General features: G+C 72.0%; 18 protein-coding genes. 6 read left to right on the top strand and 12 right to left on the bottom strand.

The annotated features are described in order from the left end of the window. Window positions 1-191: 191 nt before the first annotated feature. The 4 genes from ACGF4C_RS18960 to ACGF4C_RS18945 all read right to left on the bottom strand — a co-directional run bounded on the left by ACGF4C_RS18960 (window position 192) and on the right by ACGF4C_RS18945 (window position 4,440). Entirely contained in the window at window positions 192-1,508 is a 1,317-nt protein-coding gene (locus ACGF4C_RS18960) for a hemolysin family protein (RefSeq protein ID WP_393567596.1), read from the bottom strand. A 12-nt stretch (window positions 1,509-1,520) separates the two neighbouring features. Then, window positions 1,521-2,018, bottom strand: a complete 498-nt coding sequence (ybeY, locus tag ACGF4C_RS18955) for an rRNA maturation RNase YbeY (protein ID WP_030415187.1) — start codon at window positions 2,016-2,018, stop codon at window positions 1,521-1,523. 42 nt (window positions 2,019-2,060) lie between these two features. Beyond that, window positions 2,061-3,065 (bottom strand): PhoH family protein, encoded by a 1,005-nt coding sequence (locus ACGF4C_RS18950; RefSeq protein WP_362144401.1) that lies wholly within the window; start codon window positions 3,063-3,065, stop codon window positions 2,061-2,063. A 229-nt stretch (window positions 3,066-3,294) separates the two neighbouring features. Next, window positions 3,295-4,440 (bottom strand): carbohydrate kinase family protein, encoded by a 1,146-nt coding sequence (locus ACGF4C_RS18945; protein WP_393567595.1) that lies wholly within the window; start codon window positions 4,438-4,440, stop codon window positions 3,295-3,297. A 66-nt stretch (window positions 4,441-4,506) separates the two neighbouring features. On the opposite strand from ACGF4C_RS18945, the gene ACGF4C_RS18940 reads away from it, so the two are divergent. Further along, window positions 4,507-5,844 carry a 6-phospho-beta-glucosidase gene (locus tag ACGF4C_RS18940; RefSeq protein WP_393567593.1) on the top strand — a complete coding sequence of 446 codons (1,338 nt, stop codon included), beginning with the start codon at window positions 4,507-4,509 and terminating at the stop codon, window positions 5,842-5,844. A 337-nt stretch (window positions 5,845-6,181) separates the two neighbouring features. Here the strand turns inward: ACGF4C_RS18940 and ACGF4C_RS18935 are convergent, their stop codons facing one another. From ACGF4C_RS18935 to ACGF4C_RS18925, 3 genes are all read right to left on the bottom strand, one after another. Continuing rightward, window positions 6,182-6,811: an MBL fold metallo-hydrolase gene (locus tag ACGF4C_RS18935; protein ID WP_393567591.1), complete on the bottom strand. Its 630-nt coding sequence runs from the start codon at window positions 6,809-6,811 to the stop codon at window positions 6,182-6,184. Beyond that, on the bottom strand, window positions 6,811-7,896 hold the full coding sequence (locus ACGF4C_RS18930; protein WP_393567590.1) for an S-(hydroxymethyl)mycothiol dehydrogenase: 1,086 nt from the start codon (window positions 7,894-7,896) through the stop codon (window positions 6,811-6,813). Before ACGF4C_RS18930 ends, ACGF4C_RS18935 begins: the two co-directional genes overlap by 1 nt. Window positions 7,897-8,106: 210 nt before the next feature. Beyond that, complete coding sequence (locus ACGF4C_RS18925; RefSeq protein ID WP_393567588.1) at window positions 8,107-9,435, bottom strand: enolase C-terminal domain-like protein; 1,329 nt, start codon at window positions 9,433-9,435, stop codon at window positions 8,107-8,109. A 261-nt stretch (window positions 9,436-9,696) separates the two neighbouring features. Here ACGF4C_RS18925 and ACGF4C_RS18920 point away from each other — a divergent pair, with 261 nt between their 5' ends. Beyond that, window positions 9,697-10,527 (top strand): HAD family acid phosphatase, encoded by an 831-nt coding sequence (locus ACGF4C_RS18920; RefSeq protein WP_393567587.1) that lies wholly within the window; start codon window positions 9,697-9,699, stop codon window positions 10,525-10,527. 27 nt (window positions 10,528-10,554) lie between these two features. Here ACGF4C_RS18920 and ACGF4C_RS18915 read toward each other — a convergent pair whose 3' ends face one another. Together ACGF4C_RS18915 and ACGF4C_RS18910 are read right to left on the bottom strand one after the other, a co-directional pair. Next, window positions 10,555-11,460, bottom strand: coding sequence for a ribonuclease Z (locus ACGF4C_RS18915; RefSeq protein WP_393567585.1), 906 nt, complete (start codon window positions 11,458-11,460; stop codon window positions 10,555-10,557). Between the two features lie 6 nt (window positions 11,461-11,466). Continuing rightward, window positions 11,467-11,826, bottom strand: a complete 360-nt coding sequence (locus tag ACGF4C_RS18910; RefSeq protein ID WP_393567584.1) for a histidine triad nucleotide-binding protein — start codon at window positions 11,824-11,826, stop codon at window positions 11,467-11,469. Window positions 11,827-11,977: 151 nt separating this feature from the next. Between ACGF4C_RS18910 and ACGF4C_RS18905 the strand changes: the two genes are divergently transcribed. Further along, a complete protein-coding gene (locus ACGF4C_RS18905) occupies window positions 11,978-12,409 on the top strand; it encodes an OsmC family protein (RefSeq protein WP_393567583.1) in 432 nt (143 codons plus the stop codon). Between the two features lie 99 nt (window positions 12,410-12,508). Here the strand turns inward: ACGF4C_RS18905 and ACGF4C_RS18900 are convergent, their stop codons facing one another. Continuing rightward, a complete protein-coding gene (locus ACGF4C_RS18900; protein ID WP_393567581.1) occupies window positions 12,509-13,150 on the bottom strand; it encodes a TetR/AcrR family transcriptional regulator in 642 nt (213 codons plus the stop codon). A 195-nt stretch (window positions 13,151-13,345) separates the two neighbouring features. Between ACGF4C_RS18900 and ACGF4C_RS18895 the strand changes: the two genes are divergently transcribed. Genes ACGF4C_RS18895 through ACGF4C_RS18885 form a run of 3 tightly spaced genes read left to right on the top strand, consistent with a single transcriptional unit; the run spans window position 13,346 to window position 14,761 of the window. Then, complete coding sequence (locus ACGF4C_RS18895) at window positions 13,346-13,903, top strand: dihydrofolate reductase family protein (protein ID WP_393567579.1); 558 nt, start codon at window positions 13,346-13,348, stop codon at window positions 13,901-13,903. 26 nt (window positions 13,904-13,929) lie between these two features. Next, complete coding sequence (locus ACGF4C_RS18890; protein WP_393567578.1) at window positions 13,930-14,499, top strand: dihydrofolate reductase family protein; 570 nt, start codon at window positions 13,930-13,932, stop codon at window positions 14,497-14,499. A gap of 49 nt (window positions 14,500-14,548) precedes the next feature. After that, the gene (locus ACGF4C_RS18885) at window positions 14,549-14,761 is read left to right on the top strand and encodes a DUF4287 domain-containing protein (protein ID WP_393567577.1); all 213 of its coding nucleotides are present in this window, start codon (window positions 14,549-14,551) and stop codon (window positions 14,759-14,761) included. 27 nt (window positions 14,762-14,788) lie between these two features. Here the strand turns inward: ACGF4C_RS18885 and ACGF4C_RS18880 are convergent, their stop codons facing one another. Both ACGF4C_RS18880 and ACGF4C_RS18875 read right to left on the bottom strand, forming a co-directional pair. Next, window positions 14,789-15,532, bottom strand: coding sequence for a 16S rRNA (uracil(1498)-N(3))-methyltransferase (locus tag ACGF4C_RS18880; RefSeq protein ID WP_393567576.1), 744 nt, complete (start codon window positions 15,530-15,532; stop codon window positions 14,789-14,791). Beyond that, entirely contained in the window at window positions 15,529-16,671 is a 1,143-nt protein-coding gene (locus ACGF4C_RS18875; protein WP_393567575.1) for a nitronate monooxygenase, read from the bottom strand. Before ACGF4C_RS18875 ends, ACGF4C_RS18880 begins: the two co-directional genes overlap by 4 nt. Between the last annotated feature and the right edge of the window lie 140 nt (window positions 16,672-16,811).

Genomic DNA, 16,811 nt, shown 5'->3' with positions numbered 1-16,811 from the left:
CCTTTCGGCGACCGCCCGAAGATCCTTCCACGGCCCGCCGCGAAGAATCCAGCCCCACCGGAAATGGCTTCCAGAACATTTCTGCTGCACCGGAGATAAGTAACGCCGCACATGGGGAGCGGGGCGCAGCGAGGCGTTATCCCGTCGGATCTCATCGGCTACCGTCGGGTCATTTCCCGGATGTGCCGGAATTATGCGGAGAGCTCTCCGGCATCCGTGGCCCGCACCGGCTCGCAGAGCACCGTGACGATCTTGTTGCGGCGGCCGGCCGGTGATTCGGCGGTCAGCCGCAGCCCCTTCAGTTCGGGGTCGGCGGCCGTCTCGGAGAGGTCGACCTCGGCCGTGGCGCCGGCGATCGGGACCCGGCCGAGCAGCTTGGCCAGCAGCCCGCCGACCGTCTCGACGTCCTCGTCGTCCAGCTCCACCAGGCCGTAGAGCTCGCCGAGGTCGCCGATGTCGAGGCGGGCCGTGACGCGGTAGCGGCCGTCACCGAGGTCCTCGACCGGCGGCAATTCGCGGTCGTATTCGTCGGTGATCTCGCCGACGATCTCTTCGAGAATGTCCTCGATGGTGACGATTCCGGCGGTGCCGCCGTATTCGTCGATGACCACCGCGACGTGATTGCGGTCCTGCTGCATTTCGCGCAGCAGATCGCCGGCATTCTTGGTGTCGGGCACGAAGACCGCGGGCCGCATGGCCGTGGAGACCAGCTCGGTCTCCGCGTCGCGGCTGATGTGGACCTTGCGGGCCAGGTCCTTCAGATAGACCACGCCGACGATGTCGTCCTCGTTCTCGCCGGTCACCGGGATACGGGAGAAACCGGAGCGCAGGGCGAGGGTCAGCGCCTGCCGGATGGTCTTGAACCGCTCGACGGACACCAGGTCGGTGCGCGGCACCATCACCTCGCGGACGAGGGTGTCGCCGAGCTGGAAGACGGAGTGCACCATCCGGCGCTCCTCGTCCTCGATCAGCGACTCCTTCTCCGCGAGGTCCACCAGCGAGCGCAGCTCGGCCTCGGAGGCGAAGGGACCCTTGCGGAAGCCCTTGCCGGGGGTGAGGGCGTTGCCGATGAGGATCAGCAGCTGCGGGATCGGGCCCATGATGCGGGCCAGCGGCAGCAGGACGTAGGCGGCCGCGGTGGCGGTGTTCAGCGGGTGCTGGCGGCCGATCGTCCGCGGCGAGACGCCGACCGCGACATAACTGACCAGCACCATCACGGCGATGGCGACGGTCAGCGCCTGCCAGGTCTCGTCGAACGAGCGCAGGCAGGCGTAGGTGACCAGGGCGCCGGCGGCCATCTCGCAGCCGACCCGCACCAGCAGGGCGACGTTGAGGTAGCGGGTGGGGTCGGCGGCGACCTGGGCGAGCTTGGCGCTGCCGCGGCGGCCGGAACGGACGGCCTCCTCGGCGCGGAAACTCGTCGTACGCGCCAGGCCGGCCTCCGCGCAGGCGGCGAGCCAGGCGATCACGACGAGCAGGACCGCGACCGCGATCAGCTGGGTGGTCATCGCGGACGCCCGTCAGGTCACGGTGGGCGCCGGCGAGGGGCCGGTCAGCCCCCGCTCACCGCGCCAGCCGTCGACGATCGCCGCCTGGAGGCCGAACATCTCGGCCTTCTCGTCAGGCTCCTCGTGGTCGTAACCGAGGAGGTGGAGGACGCCGTGCACGGTCAGCAGCTGGAGCTCCTCGTCCATGCTGTGCGCGGTCGGCGCCTCCTCACCCTGCTTCTTGGCGACCTCCGGGCAGAGCACGATGTCACCGAGCAGGCCCTGCGGGGGCTCCTCGTCGTCCTTGGCCGGCGGCCGCAGCTCGTCCATCGGGAAGGACATGACATCGGTCGGGCCGGGCAGGTCCATCCACTGCAGATGGAGCTGCTCCATGGCCTCGGCGTCCACGACGATCACGGACAGCTCGGAGAGCGGGTGGATGCGCATCCGGCCGAGGGCGTAGCGGGCGACGTCCAGGATCGCCTGCTCGTCGACCTCGGTGCCGGATTCGTTGTTGACGTCGATGGACATGGGGCGTTGCGTCTCGCTTCTCGTTCGCGCGGTGCGTCCGGCTCACTGGCCGTTGCGGCTGTCGTACTTCTCGTAGGCGTCGACGATACGGCCGACGAGCTTGTGCCGGACCACGTCCTGGCTGGTGAGCAGGGAGAAGTGCACGTCGTCGACGCCCTCCAGGATTTCCCTGACCTGGCGCAGACCGCTCTTGGTGCCGCCGGGGAGGTCGACCTGGGTGACGTCGCCGGTGACGACGATCTTCGATTCGAACCCGAGGCGGGTGAGGAACATCTTCATCTGCTCGGGGTTCGTGTTCTGCGCCTCGTCGAGGATGATGAACGCGTCGTTCAGCGTCCGGCCGCGCATGTACGCCAGCGGTGCGACCTCGATCGTGCCCGCGGCCATCAGGCGCGGGATGGAGTCGGGGTCGAGCATGTCGTGCAGCGCGTCGTAGAGCGGGCGCAGATACGGGTCGATCTTCTCGTAGAGGGTGCCGGGCAGGAAGCCCAGCCGCTCGCCGGCCTCGACCGCGGGGCGGGTCAGGATGATGCGGTTGACCTGCTTGGCCTGGAGCGCCTGGACGGCCTTGGCCATCGCGAGATACGTCTTGCCGGTACCGGCCGGGCCGATGCCGAAGACGACGGTGTGCTTGTCGATGGCGTCGACATAGCGCTTCTGGTTGAGGGTCTTGGGACGGATCGTCCGGCCGCGGTTGGAGAGGATGTTCTGGGTGAGTACCTCGGCGGGTGTCTCGCTCCCGGCGCCCTCGCCGTTCTCCGCCGCGCGCAGCATGGCGATCGAGCGTTCCACCGCGTCCTCCGTCATCGGTTGTCCGGTGCGGAGCACCAGCATCATCTCGTCGAAAAGGCGCTGGACGAGGGCCACTTCCCGGGCGTCGCCGACCGCGCTGACTTCGTTGCCCCGGACGTGGATGTCGGTCGCCGGGAAGGCTTTTTCGATCACTCGCAGGAGCGAGTCGCCGGACCCCAGGACCGTCACCATCGGGTGCTTGGCCGGGACGGTGAACTGGGCGCTCGCCTGCGGTTCCATGGGTGTCTGCGTCATAGGGCGGCTCGGTGGCCTGCTCAACCCCCATCCTTTGCTCATGAAGACGTGCCGAGGAGGTGCCTGACGGCACGGCCTCCTTGCGATACAAGAGTACGACGGGGCACCGACAGGCCCGAGAGTTTTTCCTGGCGGCCGTTCTGACCTGGGTTTTCGACGCGGGACGGTGATCGGCGCGGAACCGCTTCCGATGCCGCTTCCGATACCGCTTCGGGTCCCGGCGCGGGGCTCAGGCCGGGCGGCGGAAGCCGAGCGTGGGGACCGCGCGGGCCAGCGGCGCCGGACGGTAGGCGGCGGGCAGCACCTCGTCGAGGAAGGCGTACTGCCGGCGCAGCGCGCCCGGGGCACCCGCCTCGCACAGCCGCACCTGCTGCCACCAGGTGGCGATCTCCGCCCAGCCCGGCGCGGACAGCGACCCGCCGAACTCCTGCACCGACAGCGCGGCGCTCAGCCCGGCGAACGCCAGCCGGTCGGTCAGCGGCCAGTCGGCCAGGGTGCCGGTGACGAAGCCCGCGACGAAGACGTCGCCGGCACCGGTCGGGTCCAGCGCCTCCACCGCGATCGCGGGCACCTCGGCGGTCTCGCCGGTCCGCCCGTCCACCGCGTACGCACCCTCCGAGCCCAGCGTGACGACGGCCAGCGGCACCCGGTCGGCCAGCTTGCGGGCGGCCGCGCGCGGGCAGCTCGTGCGGGTGTAGCGCATCGCCTCCTCGGCGTTGGGCAGGAACGCCTCGCAGTGTTCGAGGTCGGCGAGGTCGGCCGGGTCCCAGCGGCCGCTGTCGTCCCAGCCGACGTCCGCGAAGATCCGGCTGCCGCGGCCGGCCGCGCACTCCAGCCAGGGCTCCCGCCGGCCGGGCACCAGCGAGGCGACGCAGGCCCGGGACGGCGGTGGGCAGCCCGGCGCGTGCCGGCCGTCGAAGGTGAAGTCGGGGGGCGGCGCCTGATGGCCGTGCGAGACCATCGTGCGCTCGCCCTCGTACGCCATGGAGACGGTGACCGGGGAGTGCCAGCCCGGGACCGTGCGTGACAGCGCCAGGTCGATGCCCTCGCCCTCTTCGAGCGCCTCCCAGCAGTACTCGCCGTACTTGTCGTCGCCGAAGGCGGCGGCCAGGGAGGTGCGCAGCCCGAGCCGGGCCAGGGCGGTGGCCATGTTGGCGACGCCGCCGGGGCTGGAGCCCATGCCGCGGGCCCAGGATTCTGTGCCGCGGACCGGGGCGGAATCCAGGCCGGTGAAGATGATGTCCAGGAAGACCGTGCCGGTGAGGTAGACGTCGGTGCGCGGATCACCCTCCGCCCGCACCTCGGCCAGCGGGTCGAGGCCCGGTGGCGTCCCGGCCGGGCCCGTGGGCGGGTGGACATCACGTCGGCTGGTCACCGTGCTCGCCCCTCTCGTATCGGCACGTGCCGCCAGTGTGCCTGATGCTGCGGTACGTTCCGCCCCATGAGGCTCACGATTCTCGGCGGTGGCGGTTTCCGGGTGCCGCTGGTCTACCGCGCGCTCCTGGCCGACCCGGCGGACTCCGTCTCCGAGGTGGTGCTGCACGACACCGACGCCCGGCGGGTGGCGGTCATCGCCGAGGTGTTGACGCGGCTGGCCGAGGGGCATCCGGCACCGGTACCGGTCCGGGTCGCGCAGAGCCTGGACGAGGCGCTGGCCGGGGCGGACTTCGTGTTCTCGGCGATCCGGGTGGGTGGCACGGCCGGCCGGATACGCGACGAACGCATCCCGCTGGCCGAGGGCGTGCTGGGCCAGGAGACGGTGGGCGCGGGCGGGGTCCTGTACGGCCTGCGGACGATCCCGGTGGCGCTGCACATCGCCGAGCGGGTCGCCCAGCTCGCGCCGGCGGCCTGGGTCATCAACTTCACCAATCCCGCGGGCATGGTGACCGAGGCGATGTCCCAGGTGCTCGGCGACCGCGTCATCGGGATCTGCGACTCCCCCGTCGGGCTGGTGCGCCGGGCCGCGCGGGCGGCGGGGCTGGACCCGGCGGCCTTCGACAGCGGCCGGGTCGGCTACGACTACGTCGGCCTCAACCACCTCGGCTGGCTGCGGTCGTTGACGTTCGAGGGCTCCGAACTGCTGCCGCGCCTGCTGGCCGACGACGCCGCCCTGGCCTCCTTCGAGGAGGGCCGGCTGTTCGGCGCGGAATGGCTGCAGACCCTGGGCGCGCTCCCGAACGAGTACCTGCACTACTACTACTTCCGCCGCGAGACCCTCGACTCCCTCCGGGACACCCGGGAGACCCGCGGCGAGTTCCTCGACCAGCAGCAGGGCGGCTTCTTCGAGCGGGCCGCGGCGGCCGGCGGCCCGGACGCGGTGTACGCACTGTGGGAGCGGACCCGGCTGGAGCGCGAGGAGACGTACATGGCGCACAGCCGGGAGGCCACCGGCGGCTGGCAGCGCGACAGCCACGACCTGGAGGGCGGCGGCTACGACCGGGTGGCGCTGGCGCTGATGCACGCCATCGTGCGCAACAGCGGCACCCGGCTGATCCTGAACGTCCGCAACGGCACGACGGTGCCGCAACTGGCGCCGGAAGCGATCGTGGAGACGGTGTGCGAGGTGACCGCGCACGGCGCCCGGCCGCTGCCCTGCGCCCCGCTGCGCGAGGACCAGTTGGGGCTGATGCTCCAGGTCAAGGCGGTCGAACGGGCGGCGGTGGTGGCCGCCACCCGCAAGGACCGCGGCGCGGCCCTGCGCGCCCTGGCGCTGCACCCGCTGGTGGACTCCCCCGCGGTGGCCGCCCGCATCCTGGAACGGGCGGCCAAGGAGGACTGAGGCGCCGGACCCACCTCAGCCGCACCGGCCTCGAACGCCCCGGCCTCCGACACACCGGCCCCCCGGGCCGGAATGCCCTCCGGAGGAGAACGTCCTCCGCACGCGGAATACCCTCTCCCCGCGCCGCGTTGTGGCCCCGCAGGGGGCCCGCGCAACCCCTACGGGATCTGTTCGACCGCCCCCTACGGGTCCGCCCCCTACGGGTCCGCCCCCAGCGGGTCCGCCCCCTACAGGCCCGCGCCCGCAGCGACCCGCGTCTCCGTCACCGCCAGGGGCCTCTCCGGCCCCGCCCCCGGGCACCGGCCCCGGGCCCCGGACCGCCCGCCCGCTCCGCCCCTCAGTGCCCCCGTTTGACCCACTCGTCCAGGTGCGGCGCCTCGTCCCCGATCGTCGTGGGATCGCCGTGCCCGGTGCGCACCGCCGTCTCCGGTGGCAGGGTCAGCAGCCGGTCCCGGATCGAGGTGACGATCGTCGGGAAGTCCGAGAAGGACCGGCCGGTGGCGCCGGGGCCGCCCTGGAAGAGGGTGTCGCCGGTGAAGACGGTGCGCAGGTCGGGGGCGTACAGGCAGACCGCGCCGGGGGCGTGACCCGGCGTGTGCAGCACGGTCAGGTCCGTACCGGCGATGGTCAGGACCTGGCCGTCGGTCAGGTCCGCGTCCGGGACCGTGCCGGGGTGGGTCATCTTCCACAGCGGCAGGTCGGCCGGGTGCAGATGGATCCGGGCGCCGGTGCGGGCGGCCAGCGCCGGGGCGGCGTCGATGTGGTCGTTGTGCGCGTGGGTGCAGATGATCGCGCGCAGCGTCCGGCCGGCCAGCGCCTCGAAGATGGCGTCGGCGTCGTGCGCGGCGTCGATGACGATCGCCTCGTCGTCGTTCCCGACGATCCACACGTTGTTGTCGACGTCCCAGGTGCCGCCGTCGAGCGAGAACGTCCCCGAGGTGACGAGGTGGTCGATCCGCGCCGCCATCAGAGCGTCACCACCGAACGCAGCACGTCGCCCGCGTGCATCCGGTCGAAGGCCCGCTCGACGTCGTCGATGCCGATGGTCTCGGTGACGAACGCGGAGAGGTCGATCCGGCCCTGCTGGTGCAGGTCGATCAGCATCGGGAAGTCGCGGGACGGCAGGCAGTCGCCGTACCAGGAGGACTTGAGCGCGCCGCCGCGGCCGAACACGTCCAGGAGCGGCAGTTCCAGGGTCATGTCCGGGGTGGGCACGCCCACCAGGACGACCGTGCCGGCCAGATCGCGGGCGTAGAAGGCCTGTTTGTACGTCTCGGGGCGGCCGACCGCCTCGATGACGACGTCCGCGCCGAACCCGCCGGTCAGTTCGCGGATCGCCTCGACGGGGTCGGTGGTACGGGAGTTGACGGTGTGGGTGGCGCCCATGGTGCGCGCGATGTCCAGTTTGCGGTCGTCGATGTCGACGGCGATGATCCGGGCCGCGCCGGCCAGCCGGGCGCCGGCCACGGCCGCGTCGCCGACCCCGCCGCAGCCGATGACCGCGACCGAGTCGCCGCGGGTGACCCCGCCGGTGTTGATCGCGGCACCGATACCGGCCATCACCCCGCAGCCCAGCAGGCCGGCCACCGCGGGCGACACCTCCGGGTCGACCTTGGTGCACTGCCCCGCGGCGACCAGCGTCTTGTCGGCGAAGGCACCGATGCCCAGCGCCGGCGTCAGCTCCGTGCCGTCCTTCAGCGTCATTTTCCGGCGGGCGTTGTGGGTGTCGAAACAGTATTGGGGGCGGCCGCGCAGACAGGCCCGGCACTGGCCGCACACCGCACGCCAGTTGAGGATGACGAAGTCCCCCGGCGCGACGTCGGTGACCCCGGCGCCGACCGACTCCACGACCCCGGACGCCTCATGGCCGAGCAGGAACGGGAACTCGTCGTTGATGCCGCCCTGCTTGTAGTGCAGATCGGTGTGGCACACCCCGCACGCCTGGACCTTCACCACGGCCTCGCCGGGTCCCGGGTCCGGCACCAGGATCGTCTCCAGCCGGACCGGTTCGTTCTTCCCCGGCGCGATCACGCCGCGCACTTCCTGTGCCATCGGAACAGCCCCTTTCAAAGATCACTACGGGACCACTGTGGCGCGCTGCCACTGAGCCGTGCCTCACCGTACGCGTGCCGGGCGACCACGCACAGGACCACGGCCGGGTTCATGATCCCCGCGGGCGGCGGCCGCGTCCGGGCCGGGCATGCGTACGTAGGACAGCCCGCGTCCGTACCCGGCCCGCTCACGGCCCGCCGCCGGCCGCGGTCACCAGCGCGGGACGGCCGGGACGGTCCAGTCCGGCTGCGCGTGGCGCATCGCGGCGGCGTCGTCGCGGTCGCGCAGGCCCCCGTCGTCGGCCAGCCAGCGGTGGTGCAGCGCGGCGAGCCGGTCCCGGTCGAGGGTGACGCCGAGACCGGGGGCGTCGCCGACGGCCACCTTGCCGTCGCGGATCGCGATCCGCTCGGTGAGGACGTCCTCGGTCTGCCAGGGGTAGTGGGTGTCGCAGGCGTGGTGGAGGTCCGGCACGGTCGCCGCCACCTGGGTCATCGCGGCCAGGCTGATGCCCAGGTGGGTGTTGGAGTGCATGGACAGGCCGACGCCGAAGGTGCGGCAGACGGCGGCCAGTTCGCGGGTGGCGCGCAGCCCGCCCCAGTAGTGGTGGTCGCAGAGCACCACCTGGACGGCGCGGCGGCGGAACGCCTCGGCGATCTCGTCGAAGGTCGTCACGCACATGTTGGTGGCCAGCGGCAGGCGGGTGCCGGCCGCCACCTCCGCCATCCGCGCGGTCCCGCCGGCCGGGTCCTCCAGGTACTCCAGCAGGTCCGCCAGCTCGTCCGCGACCTTGAGCGAAGTGGCCACGCTCCAGGCGCCGTTGGGGTCGAGCCGCAGCGGCCGCCCGGGGAAGGCGGCGGCCAGCGCACGGATCGTGGCGACCTCGTGCGCGGGCTCGAAGACGCCGCCCTTGAGCTTGAAGGACGTGAAGCCGTAGGTGTCGGCGAAGCGGTGGGCCTGGGCCACCACGCCGGCCGGGTCGAGCGCCGCGCCCCAGTCGTCCCGTTCGCCGCGGCCGCCGGGGTGTCCGGCCCAGCGGTAGAAGAGGTACCCGCCGTACTCCACGCGGTCCCGGACCTTGCCACCGAGCAGGGCGTGGACCGGCAGTCCGGTGGCCTTGCCCCAGGCGTCCAGGCAGGCGACCTCGAAGCCGGAGAGGACCGACAGCCGTAGCTTTTCGGCGGTCCGGGCGCCGCGCAGTCCGCCGGCGTGCACCGCGTCGGCGTCGGTGGCGACCGGCGAGTCGCCGGTGACTGCCGGTGAGCCCCCACACACCTCGGCGGCGAGCGCGGGCAGTCCGTTCAGATCCGTGACCCGCCGGCCGGTCAGTGCCGCGGCCAGCGGCCGGGCCAGGTCCAGATAGCCGGTGTCCCCGTAGGTCTCGCCGAGCCCGGTGACCCCCGCCTCGGTGACCAGCTCGATGATCAGCCGCGGGGTGTACGGCTGGTGTACGCCCTGGGTGTTGAGCAGGGGCGGGTCGGCCACCAGGACCGGGGTGAGCCGGACCTCGGCGATGGCGAGGGGATGCGGGGCGTCGGTCATCCGGGGCTCCTACGGGTACGGGGGCACGGTCGGCGACAGGACCGGTGGCATGGTCGGCAGCGGCACGCCATTCACGCATATAAACATCATCCATGCATGCAGGTGGAGGCTACGGAGGCCCCTTCGGACCGTCAAGGCCCCACCTCTTGCGGGAACTTCCCGCCAAGGGTTGAATCTCCGCGCGTAGACCAAGGAATGAGGGGCCGTCAGCCGCCTCAGGCCCTGGGACCCACCCCCCTTCTTCTCCAAGAGGAGCCGCGCATGCCCCGTCCCGACCGCTTCCGTCCCGGTCGCCTCCGCCCCGCCCTGTCGCGCCGCACCCGCCTCGGTGCCACGACGGTCGCCGCCCTCGTCGCCGGCACCGCCGTCTTCGGCATCGGTCAGGCCACCGCCGAGCACTCCGTCCCGCGGACCGACAAGGAGATCCCCAACCTCACGCAGGTCCAGGACAAGATCAAGGCGTACTACGGCGACACGGTCACGGCCGACGGCCAGCACTACGCCTCCCCGCACAGCAACTACGCCCGCCAGGTCCGCGGCATCGAGGCCAAGGCCCGCACCTACCTGGACAAGGCGCTCGCCCGCCAGGCCCGGGCCGGCAAGAAGACCAGGCCCGCGATCGTCCTCGACATGGACGACACCACCCTGCTCACGTACAACTACGAGCTCCAGGTCGGCTTCGCCTTCACCCCGCAGAGCCAGGACACGTACCTGGAGCACACCGACATGGACCCGGTCTTCGGCATGAACCGGCTCGTCAACCGGGCCCGCGACAAGGGCGCCGAGGTCTTCTTCATCACCGGCCGCAAGGAGGCCCAGCGCGACTGGAGCGTGCGCAACCTCAAGAACGTGGGCTACGGCGTCCCGCTGGACCGGACGCACGTCTACCTGAAGGACAAGGAGCACCCGCCGGCCTACCTGCCCTGCGGCAGCACCTGCACGACCGTCGAGTACAAGTCGGGCACCCGCAAGCACATCGAGTCCCTGGGCTACGACATCGTCGCCAACTTCGGTGACCAGTACAGCGACCTGGACGGCGGCTACGCCCACCGGACGTTCAAGATGCCGAACCCGATGTACTACCTGCCGTAACGGCAGGCCGGGGCCACGTGCCCGTGCTCAGCGTCGCCTGGGCACGGGCACGCGCATGAGGTCCCTGGCGATCGTCAGCTCACCGTCGTACCCCGCCGCACGGGCCTGCCGCGCGAACTCCGATGGGTCGTCGTAACGCTGCGAGAAGTGCGTCAGCACCAGATGCCGCACCCCGGCCCGCACCGCCACCCCGCCGGCCTGCCCCGCCGTCAAGTGCCCGTGATCCGCGGCGAGTTGAGCGTCGCCGTCCAGGAACGTGGACTCGATGACGAGCATGTCCACGCCCTCCGCGAGCGCCTCGACGCCCTCGCACATCCGGGTGTCCATCACGAACGCGAACCGCTGGCCGGGGCGGTGCTCGCTCACCTCGTCGAGGGTGACGCCGTTCAGCTCCCCCTCCCGCGTCAGGCGCCCGACGTCCGGCCCGGTGATGCCGTGCTGCGCCAGCCGCTCCGGCAGCATCCGGCGTGCGTCCGGCTCCACCAGCCGGTAGCCGTACGACTCGACCGGGTGCGACAGCCGCCGCGCCTGCAGGGTGTACGAGGCGCAGCGGTCCAGCTCGCCGTCGGCCGCGACCGGCCGCTCGACCAGCCGAACGGTCTCGCGGTAGGCGGTCGCGTAGCGCAGCCGCTCGAAGAAGTGCTGGCCACTGGCCGGGAAATGGGCGGTGACCGGGTGGGGCACCCGGTCGAGGTTGATCCGCTGGATCACCCCGGCGAGCCCGAGCGAGTGGTCGCCGTGGAAGTGGGTGATGCAGATCCGGTTGAGGTCGTGGGCCGCGACCCCGGCGCGCAGCATCTGGCGCTGCGTCCCCTCGCCGGGGTCGAAGAGCAGCCCCTGGCCGTCCCACCGCAGCAGATAGCCGTTGTGGTTGCGATGCCGGGTGGGGACCTGGCTGGCGGTGCCGAGGACGACCAGTTCACGTACGGACATGGCTGGTTACCCGGGGGGCCACTGGAGGCCGCGGCCACCCAGGACGTGCAGATGGGCGTGGAAGACGGTCTGGCCGGCGCCGGAGCCGGTGTTGAAGACCACCCGGTAGCCGGTCTCCTCGACCCCGTCCTCGGCGGCGACCTTCCGGGCCTCGCACAGTATGTCGGCGACGACCTGCGGTTCGGCGGCGGCGAGGGCCGCGGCGTCCGGGTGGTGCACCTTGGGGATGATCAGGACGTGCGTCGGGGCCTGGGGGTTGATGTCGCGGAACGCGACGGTGGTCGCGGTCTCGCGGACGATGGTCGCCGGCACCTCCCCGGCCACGATCTTGCAGAACAGGCAATCGGCCTGCGGTTCTCCCGCCACCGTTGGCTCCTCCCAGCTCATCCCTCGTACGCACGGTGCGCACGGCCTCGGATGCTACCGGGCGAGCCGGGTGGGGCGTCGCAGCGACGGGGGGACCGGGATCACTAAGCTGGCCTTGATCGCTTTCGCCCACAACCGGGAGTTATGCACCATGGCAACCACGCGCACCGCCAAGACCCACTGGGAAGGCAACCTCCTCCAGGGCAAGGGCACCGTCGCCCTGGAGTCCTCCAAGGTCGGTACGTACGACGTGAACTGGCCCGCCCGCGCGGAGCAGCCGAACGGCGTGACCAGCCCCGAGGAGCTGATCGCGGCGGCCCACTCGTCCTGCTACTCCATGGCCTTCTCGCACGGCCTGGCGGGCAAGGGCCACACCGTCGAGGCCCTGGACACCCAGGCCGACGTGACCTTCCAGCCCGGTGAGGGCATCACCTCGATCGCGCTGACCGTCAAGGCCCGGGTCCCCGGCCTGTCCGAGGAGGACTTCCAGGCCGCGGCCGAGGACGCCAAGAAGAACTGCCCGGTGAGCCAGGCACTGGCCGGCGTCAAGAACATCACGCTGACGGCCGAGCTGCTGAGCTGACGGACGGAGCGGCTTCCGCTTCGTGAACGGCGGTGCGCCGACGGGTCGTTGAGGCCGGTCGGCGCACCGTTGCGTGGGGGCGGGCGCGGTGCGGCGGGCTCAGATGCCCCGTTCGATCATGTCGATGACGTGCTGGCCCGCGTCGTGGACCTGGGAGGGCAACAGGCCGCGCAGGGGCCCGTCGATGAGGAGCGCGGCCAGGCCGTGGACGGCCGACCAGGCGAGGAACTCCGCCCCGGGGCGCCGGTCCTCGGGCAGCAGGCCGTTCTCCACGAGGTCGTCGAGGGCCGCACCCAGGAGCTCGAAGGGGGTCCGGCCGCTGCCGCCCGCGGCGGTGTCGTCGGCGGCGTACGTCATGTCGCCGGGGACGTGGAACGCGGTGCGGAACAGGCCCGGTTCCTCCTGGGCGAAGCGCAGATAGCCGGTGCCGACCGCCCGGAAGCGGGCCCGTGCGGCGGCCGCGGCGTCCGGGGCCGGCGGCAGTGCGTCCTGCTCGGCCTCCATGGTGCGGGCGAGGTGGGCCATGGCGGCCTGCGAGACGGCGTGCAGCAGGGCGCCGCGGTCGGCGAAGTGCCGGTAGGCGGCATTGGGCACGACGCCCGCCTGGCGGGTCGCGGCGCGCAGTACCACCGCCTCGGGGCCGCCCTCCCGGGCCAGTTCGAGTCCGGCCTCGACGAGGGCGTTGCGGAGATCGCCGTGGCGGTAGGTGGTCCGCCTCGCCCTGCCGCTCTCCGCCGCCATTACCCCTCCAACGTGGTCATCCACGGGGACGCCCCTCCCGTGTGGACATCGAGGGGTCATCCAATGTGGACAGCATCCACTTAACTCGTCTAGGCTTCCGCATGATCGAACAGGGGCCGCGGATCACTGCGTTCCCCATTTGTGGACATCGTACACATGGGCAGGTCCGTGCCCGCAATCAAGGGGGAGCCTCGCATGCGCAAGGTCATCGCATCGCTCTACATCACGCTCGACGGCGTCGTGGAGAACCCGGCCTGGACGGCCCCGTTCTTCGACGAGGAAGCCGCCGCGTTCGCCCGCGGCCAGCTCTTCGCCGCCGACGCCCTGCTGCTGGGCCGGGTGACCTACCAGGGATTCGCCGCCGCCTGGCCGACGATGACCGACGAGGACGGCTTCGCCGAGCGGATGAACGCGCTGCCCAAGTACGTCGCCACCACGACGCTCGACACACCGGAGTGGAACGCCACCTTCCTCACCGGCGACCTCCCCACCGCCGTCGCCGGGCTGAAGCAGCAGGACGGTCAGGACCTGCTCGTCTACGGCAGCGGCGGGCTCGTCAACACCCTCCTGGCGCACGACCTGATCGATGAACTCCGCCTGTGGACGCACCCGGTCGTCGAAGGCACCGGCAAGCGCCTGTTCACCGAGAGCTCCCCGAGGAAGACACTCCGGCCGCTCGGCACCACCACCTTCCGCAGCGGCGCGCAGATCCTCACGTACGCTCCCGCCACCGCCCCCGCTTCGGCCCGTTGACGGCCGGCCATCACCGGGAGAACCCCATGGGCAAGATCACCCACTTCGTGCACCAGTCACTGGACGGCTACATCGAAGGCCCCGACGGCGCCTTCGACTGGCCCCTCATGGGCCCCGAACTCTCCGCCCACTCACTCCAACTCACGACCGAGGCCGACCAGTTCCTGTACGGCCGCAAGGTCTGGGACATGATGGCCGGCTTCTGGCCCCGGGCGGAGGAGTACTCCACCGACGCACACGACCTGGCCTTCGCCCCCGTATGGCGCAGCGCACCAAAGATCGTTGTCTCCTCGACGCTGGAGCAGGCCGACTGGAACACCCGCGTGATCGGCACGAACGTCGTCGAGGAACTCACCGCCCTCAAGCGGAGCGGGGCCCGCCTGTTGCTGTTCGGCGGCTCGGAGCTCGCCGGATTCCTCACCCGGCACGGGCTGATCGACGAGTACCAGATCTTCGTCCACCCGGTCGTGCTGGGCGGCGGCCGGCCCGTCTTCAGCACACCGCAGGAGCGGATGAACCTGCGCCTCGTCGAGTCCAGGACCTTCGACTCCCAGGTGGTCCTGCTGCGCCACCGGCCGGCGAACCTCCAGCCCTGACGACGGGGCGACCCCCACGCGACCCCTGCAGAAGAACGGAGACCGTCATATGACCGACGCCGTCAAGGGCCCCGCCAGTTACTTCCCCTCCATCGAGAAGAAGTACGGCCGCCCGATAGCCGCATGGAAGGAACTCATCCGCTCCGCGCCGCCGGCCAGGCACGGGGAACTCGTCACCTGGCTCAAGACCGAGCACGGCCTCGGCCACGGCCACGCCAACGCCCTCGTGGCCCACACCCTCGCCGAGGACAACGGGAAGTGAGCCGCTGCGGCCGGACGGGCGCGGGGCTCAGCCCCAGCGTCCCGTGCGGCCCAGCAGGAGGGCGGTGGCCGCGGTGCCGGCCGTGGAGGTGCGCAGGACGGTCCGGCCCAGGCGGTACGGCCTGGCACCGGCCTCGGCGAAGAGGGCCAGCTCCTCCGGGGACACCCCGCCCTCGGGCCCCACGACCAGCACGATCCGGCCGGTGGCCGGGAGTTCCGCGGTGGCGAGCGGGGCGCTGCCCTCCTCATGGAGCACGGCCGCGAAGTCGGCGTCGGCGAGCAGGGCGGCCACCTGCTTGGTGGACAGCGGGTCCGCGACCGCCGGGAAGATCAGCCGGCGGGACTGCTTGCCCGCCTCACGGGCCGTGGCCCGCCACTTGCCCAGCGCCTTGGCGGCCCGTTCGCCCTTCCACTGGGTGACGCAACGCGCCGCCGGCCAGGGCACGATGGCGTCCACCCCGGTCTCGGTCATGGTCTCGACGGCCAGCTCGCCCCGGTCGCCCTTGGGGAGCGCCTGGACGACCGTGATGGTCGGTTCCGGCGCCTCCTCGGTACGCAGTTCGGCGACCGCGACGGTCAGCCGGTCCTTGCCCTCGGCGGCAGCCACCGTGCCGTACGCGCCGGTGCCCTGACCGTCCGTCAGTACGACCTCCTCGCCGGCCCGCAGCCGGCGCACCGACACCGCGTGCCGGCCCTCCGGCCCGTCGACGGTGACCGTACCGCCCGCCCGTACGTGCGCGAGCGACTCGACGAGGAACACGGGCGCAGTCATGCGGTGCCCCCGGCAGCCGGCGAGTCACCGGATCCCGCACTTCCGGCCCCGGTTTCCGCAGTCCCGGCCCCGGTGCGGCTCAACCCGGCCCGCGCCGCGTCGAGTTCGGCCGTGAGGACCTCCACCAGCCGTGCGGCCGGCATCTCCCGGGCCAGCCGGTGCCCCTGCCCCGCCCACAGGTTCAGCCCCTGGGCGTCGCCGGCCTTGGCCGCGGCCTTGCGCACCGTGGAGGTGAGGTAGTGGACCGCGGGGTAGGCGGCCGGTGCGTACGGGCCGTGCTCCCGCAGGAAACGGTTCACCAGGCCGCGGGCCGGCCGCCCGGAGAACGCCCGGGTCAGCTCCGTGTGGGTGAAGAGGGGGTTGGTCAGCGCCTGCTTGTGCAGCGGGTTGGCGCCCGACTCCGGGGTGGTGAGGAAGGCGGTGCCGAGCTGCGCCATGGTCGCCCCGGCGGCCAGCACCGCCGCGATCTGCGCCCCGCGCATCAGCCCGCCCGCGGCGATCACCGGGATCTGCACGGCCTCCCGGACCTGCCCGAGCAGCGCCAGCAGGCCCAGCCCCGCGCCGGTCCCGTCGGCGTGCGGGTCGTCGCGGTGGGTGCCCTGGTGGCCGCCCGCCTCCACGCCCTGCACACAGACGGCGTCCGCACCGGACCACTGCGCGGCCTGCGCCTCGGCCGCCGTGGTGGCCGTGACGATGGTGTACGTGCCCACCCTCGCGAAGGCGTCGAGGACCGCGCGCGAGGGGCAGCCGAAGGTGAACGACACCACCGGCACCGGGTCCTCACGCAGGATCGCGAGCTTGGCCTCGTAGCCGTCGTCGGTGGGCCCGTCGGTGTCGCCGAGCTCGGTCTCGTACCACGTGGCCTCGCCGGCGAGCTGTTCGCGGTACGCCTCGACGGCGGAGTGGTCGGCGAGCGACGGCTGCGGCATGAAGAGGTTGACGCCGAAGGGCCGGTCGGTCAGCGACCGCAGCTGTTTGATCTCCTGGTACATGCCGTCGGCGGTTTTGTAGCCGGCGGCGAGGAAGCCGAGACCGCCGGCGCCGCAGACGGCGGCGGCCAGTGCGGGTCCCGAGCCGCCGCCCGCCATGGGGGCCTGCACGATCGGGTAGCGGCAGAGATCGGTCAGTGCGCTGGGCATGACCACATCGTGTCACGGGAGGCACCGTCGCCCCGCATCAGGGGCTGAGCGGGGGCAAGGCCGGCCCCTAGGGGGTGGTCGAACAGATCCCGTAGGGGACGCGAGGGCCCCCTGCGGGGCCACAACGCCGAGGTGCCGGG

It is taken from the genome of Streptomyces sp. NPDC048197 (genome assembly GCF_043202395.1).
Classification (GTDB): Bacteria; Actinomycetota; Actinomycetes; order Streptomycetales; family Streptomycetaceae; genus Streptomyces; species Streptomyces siderophoricus.
The sequence above is the reverse complement of the archived record's forward strand: the minus strand, read 5'-3'. Positions and strand labels throughout refer to the sequence as shown.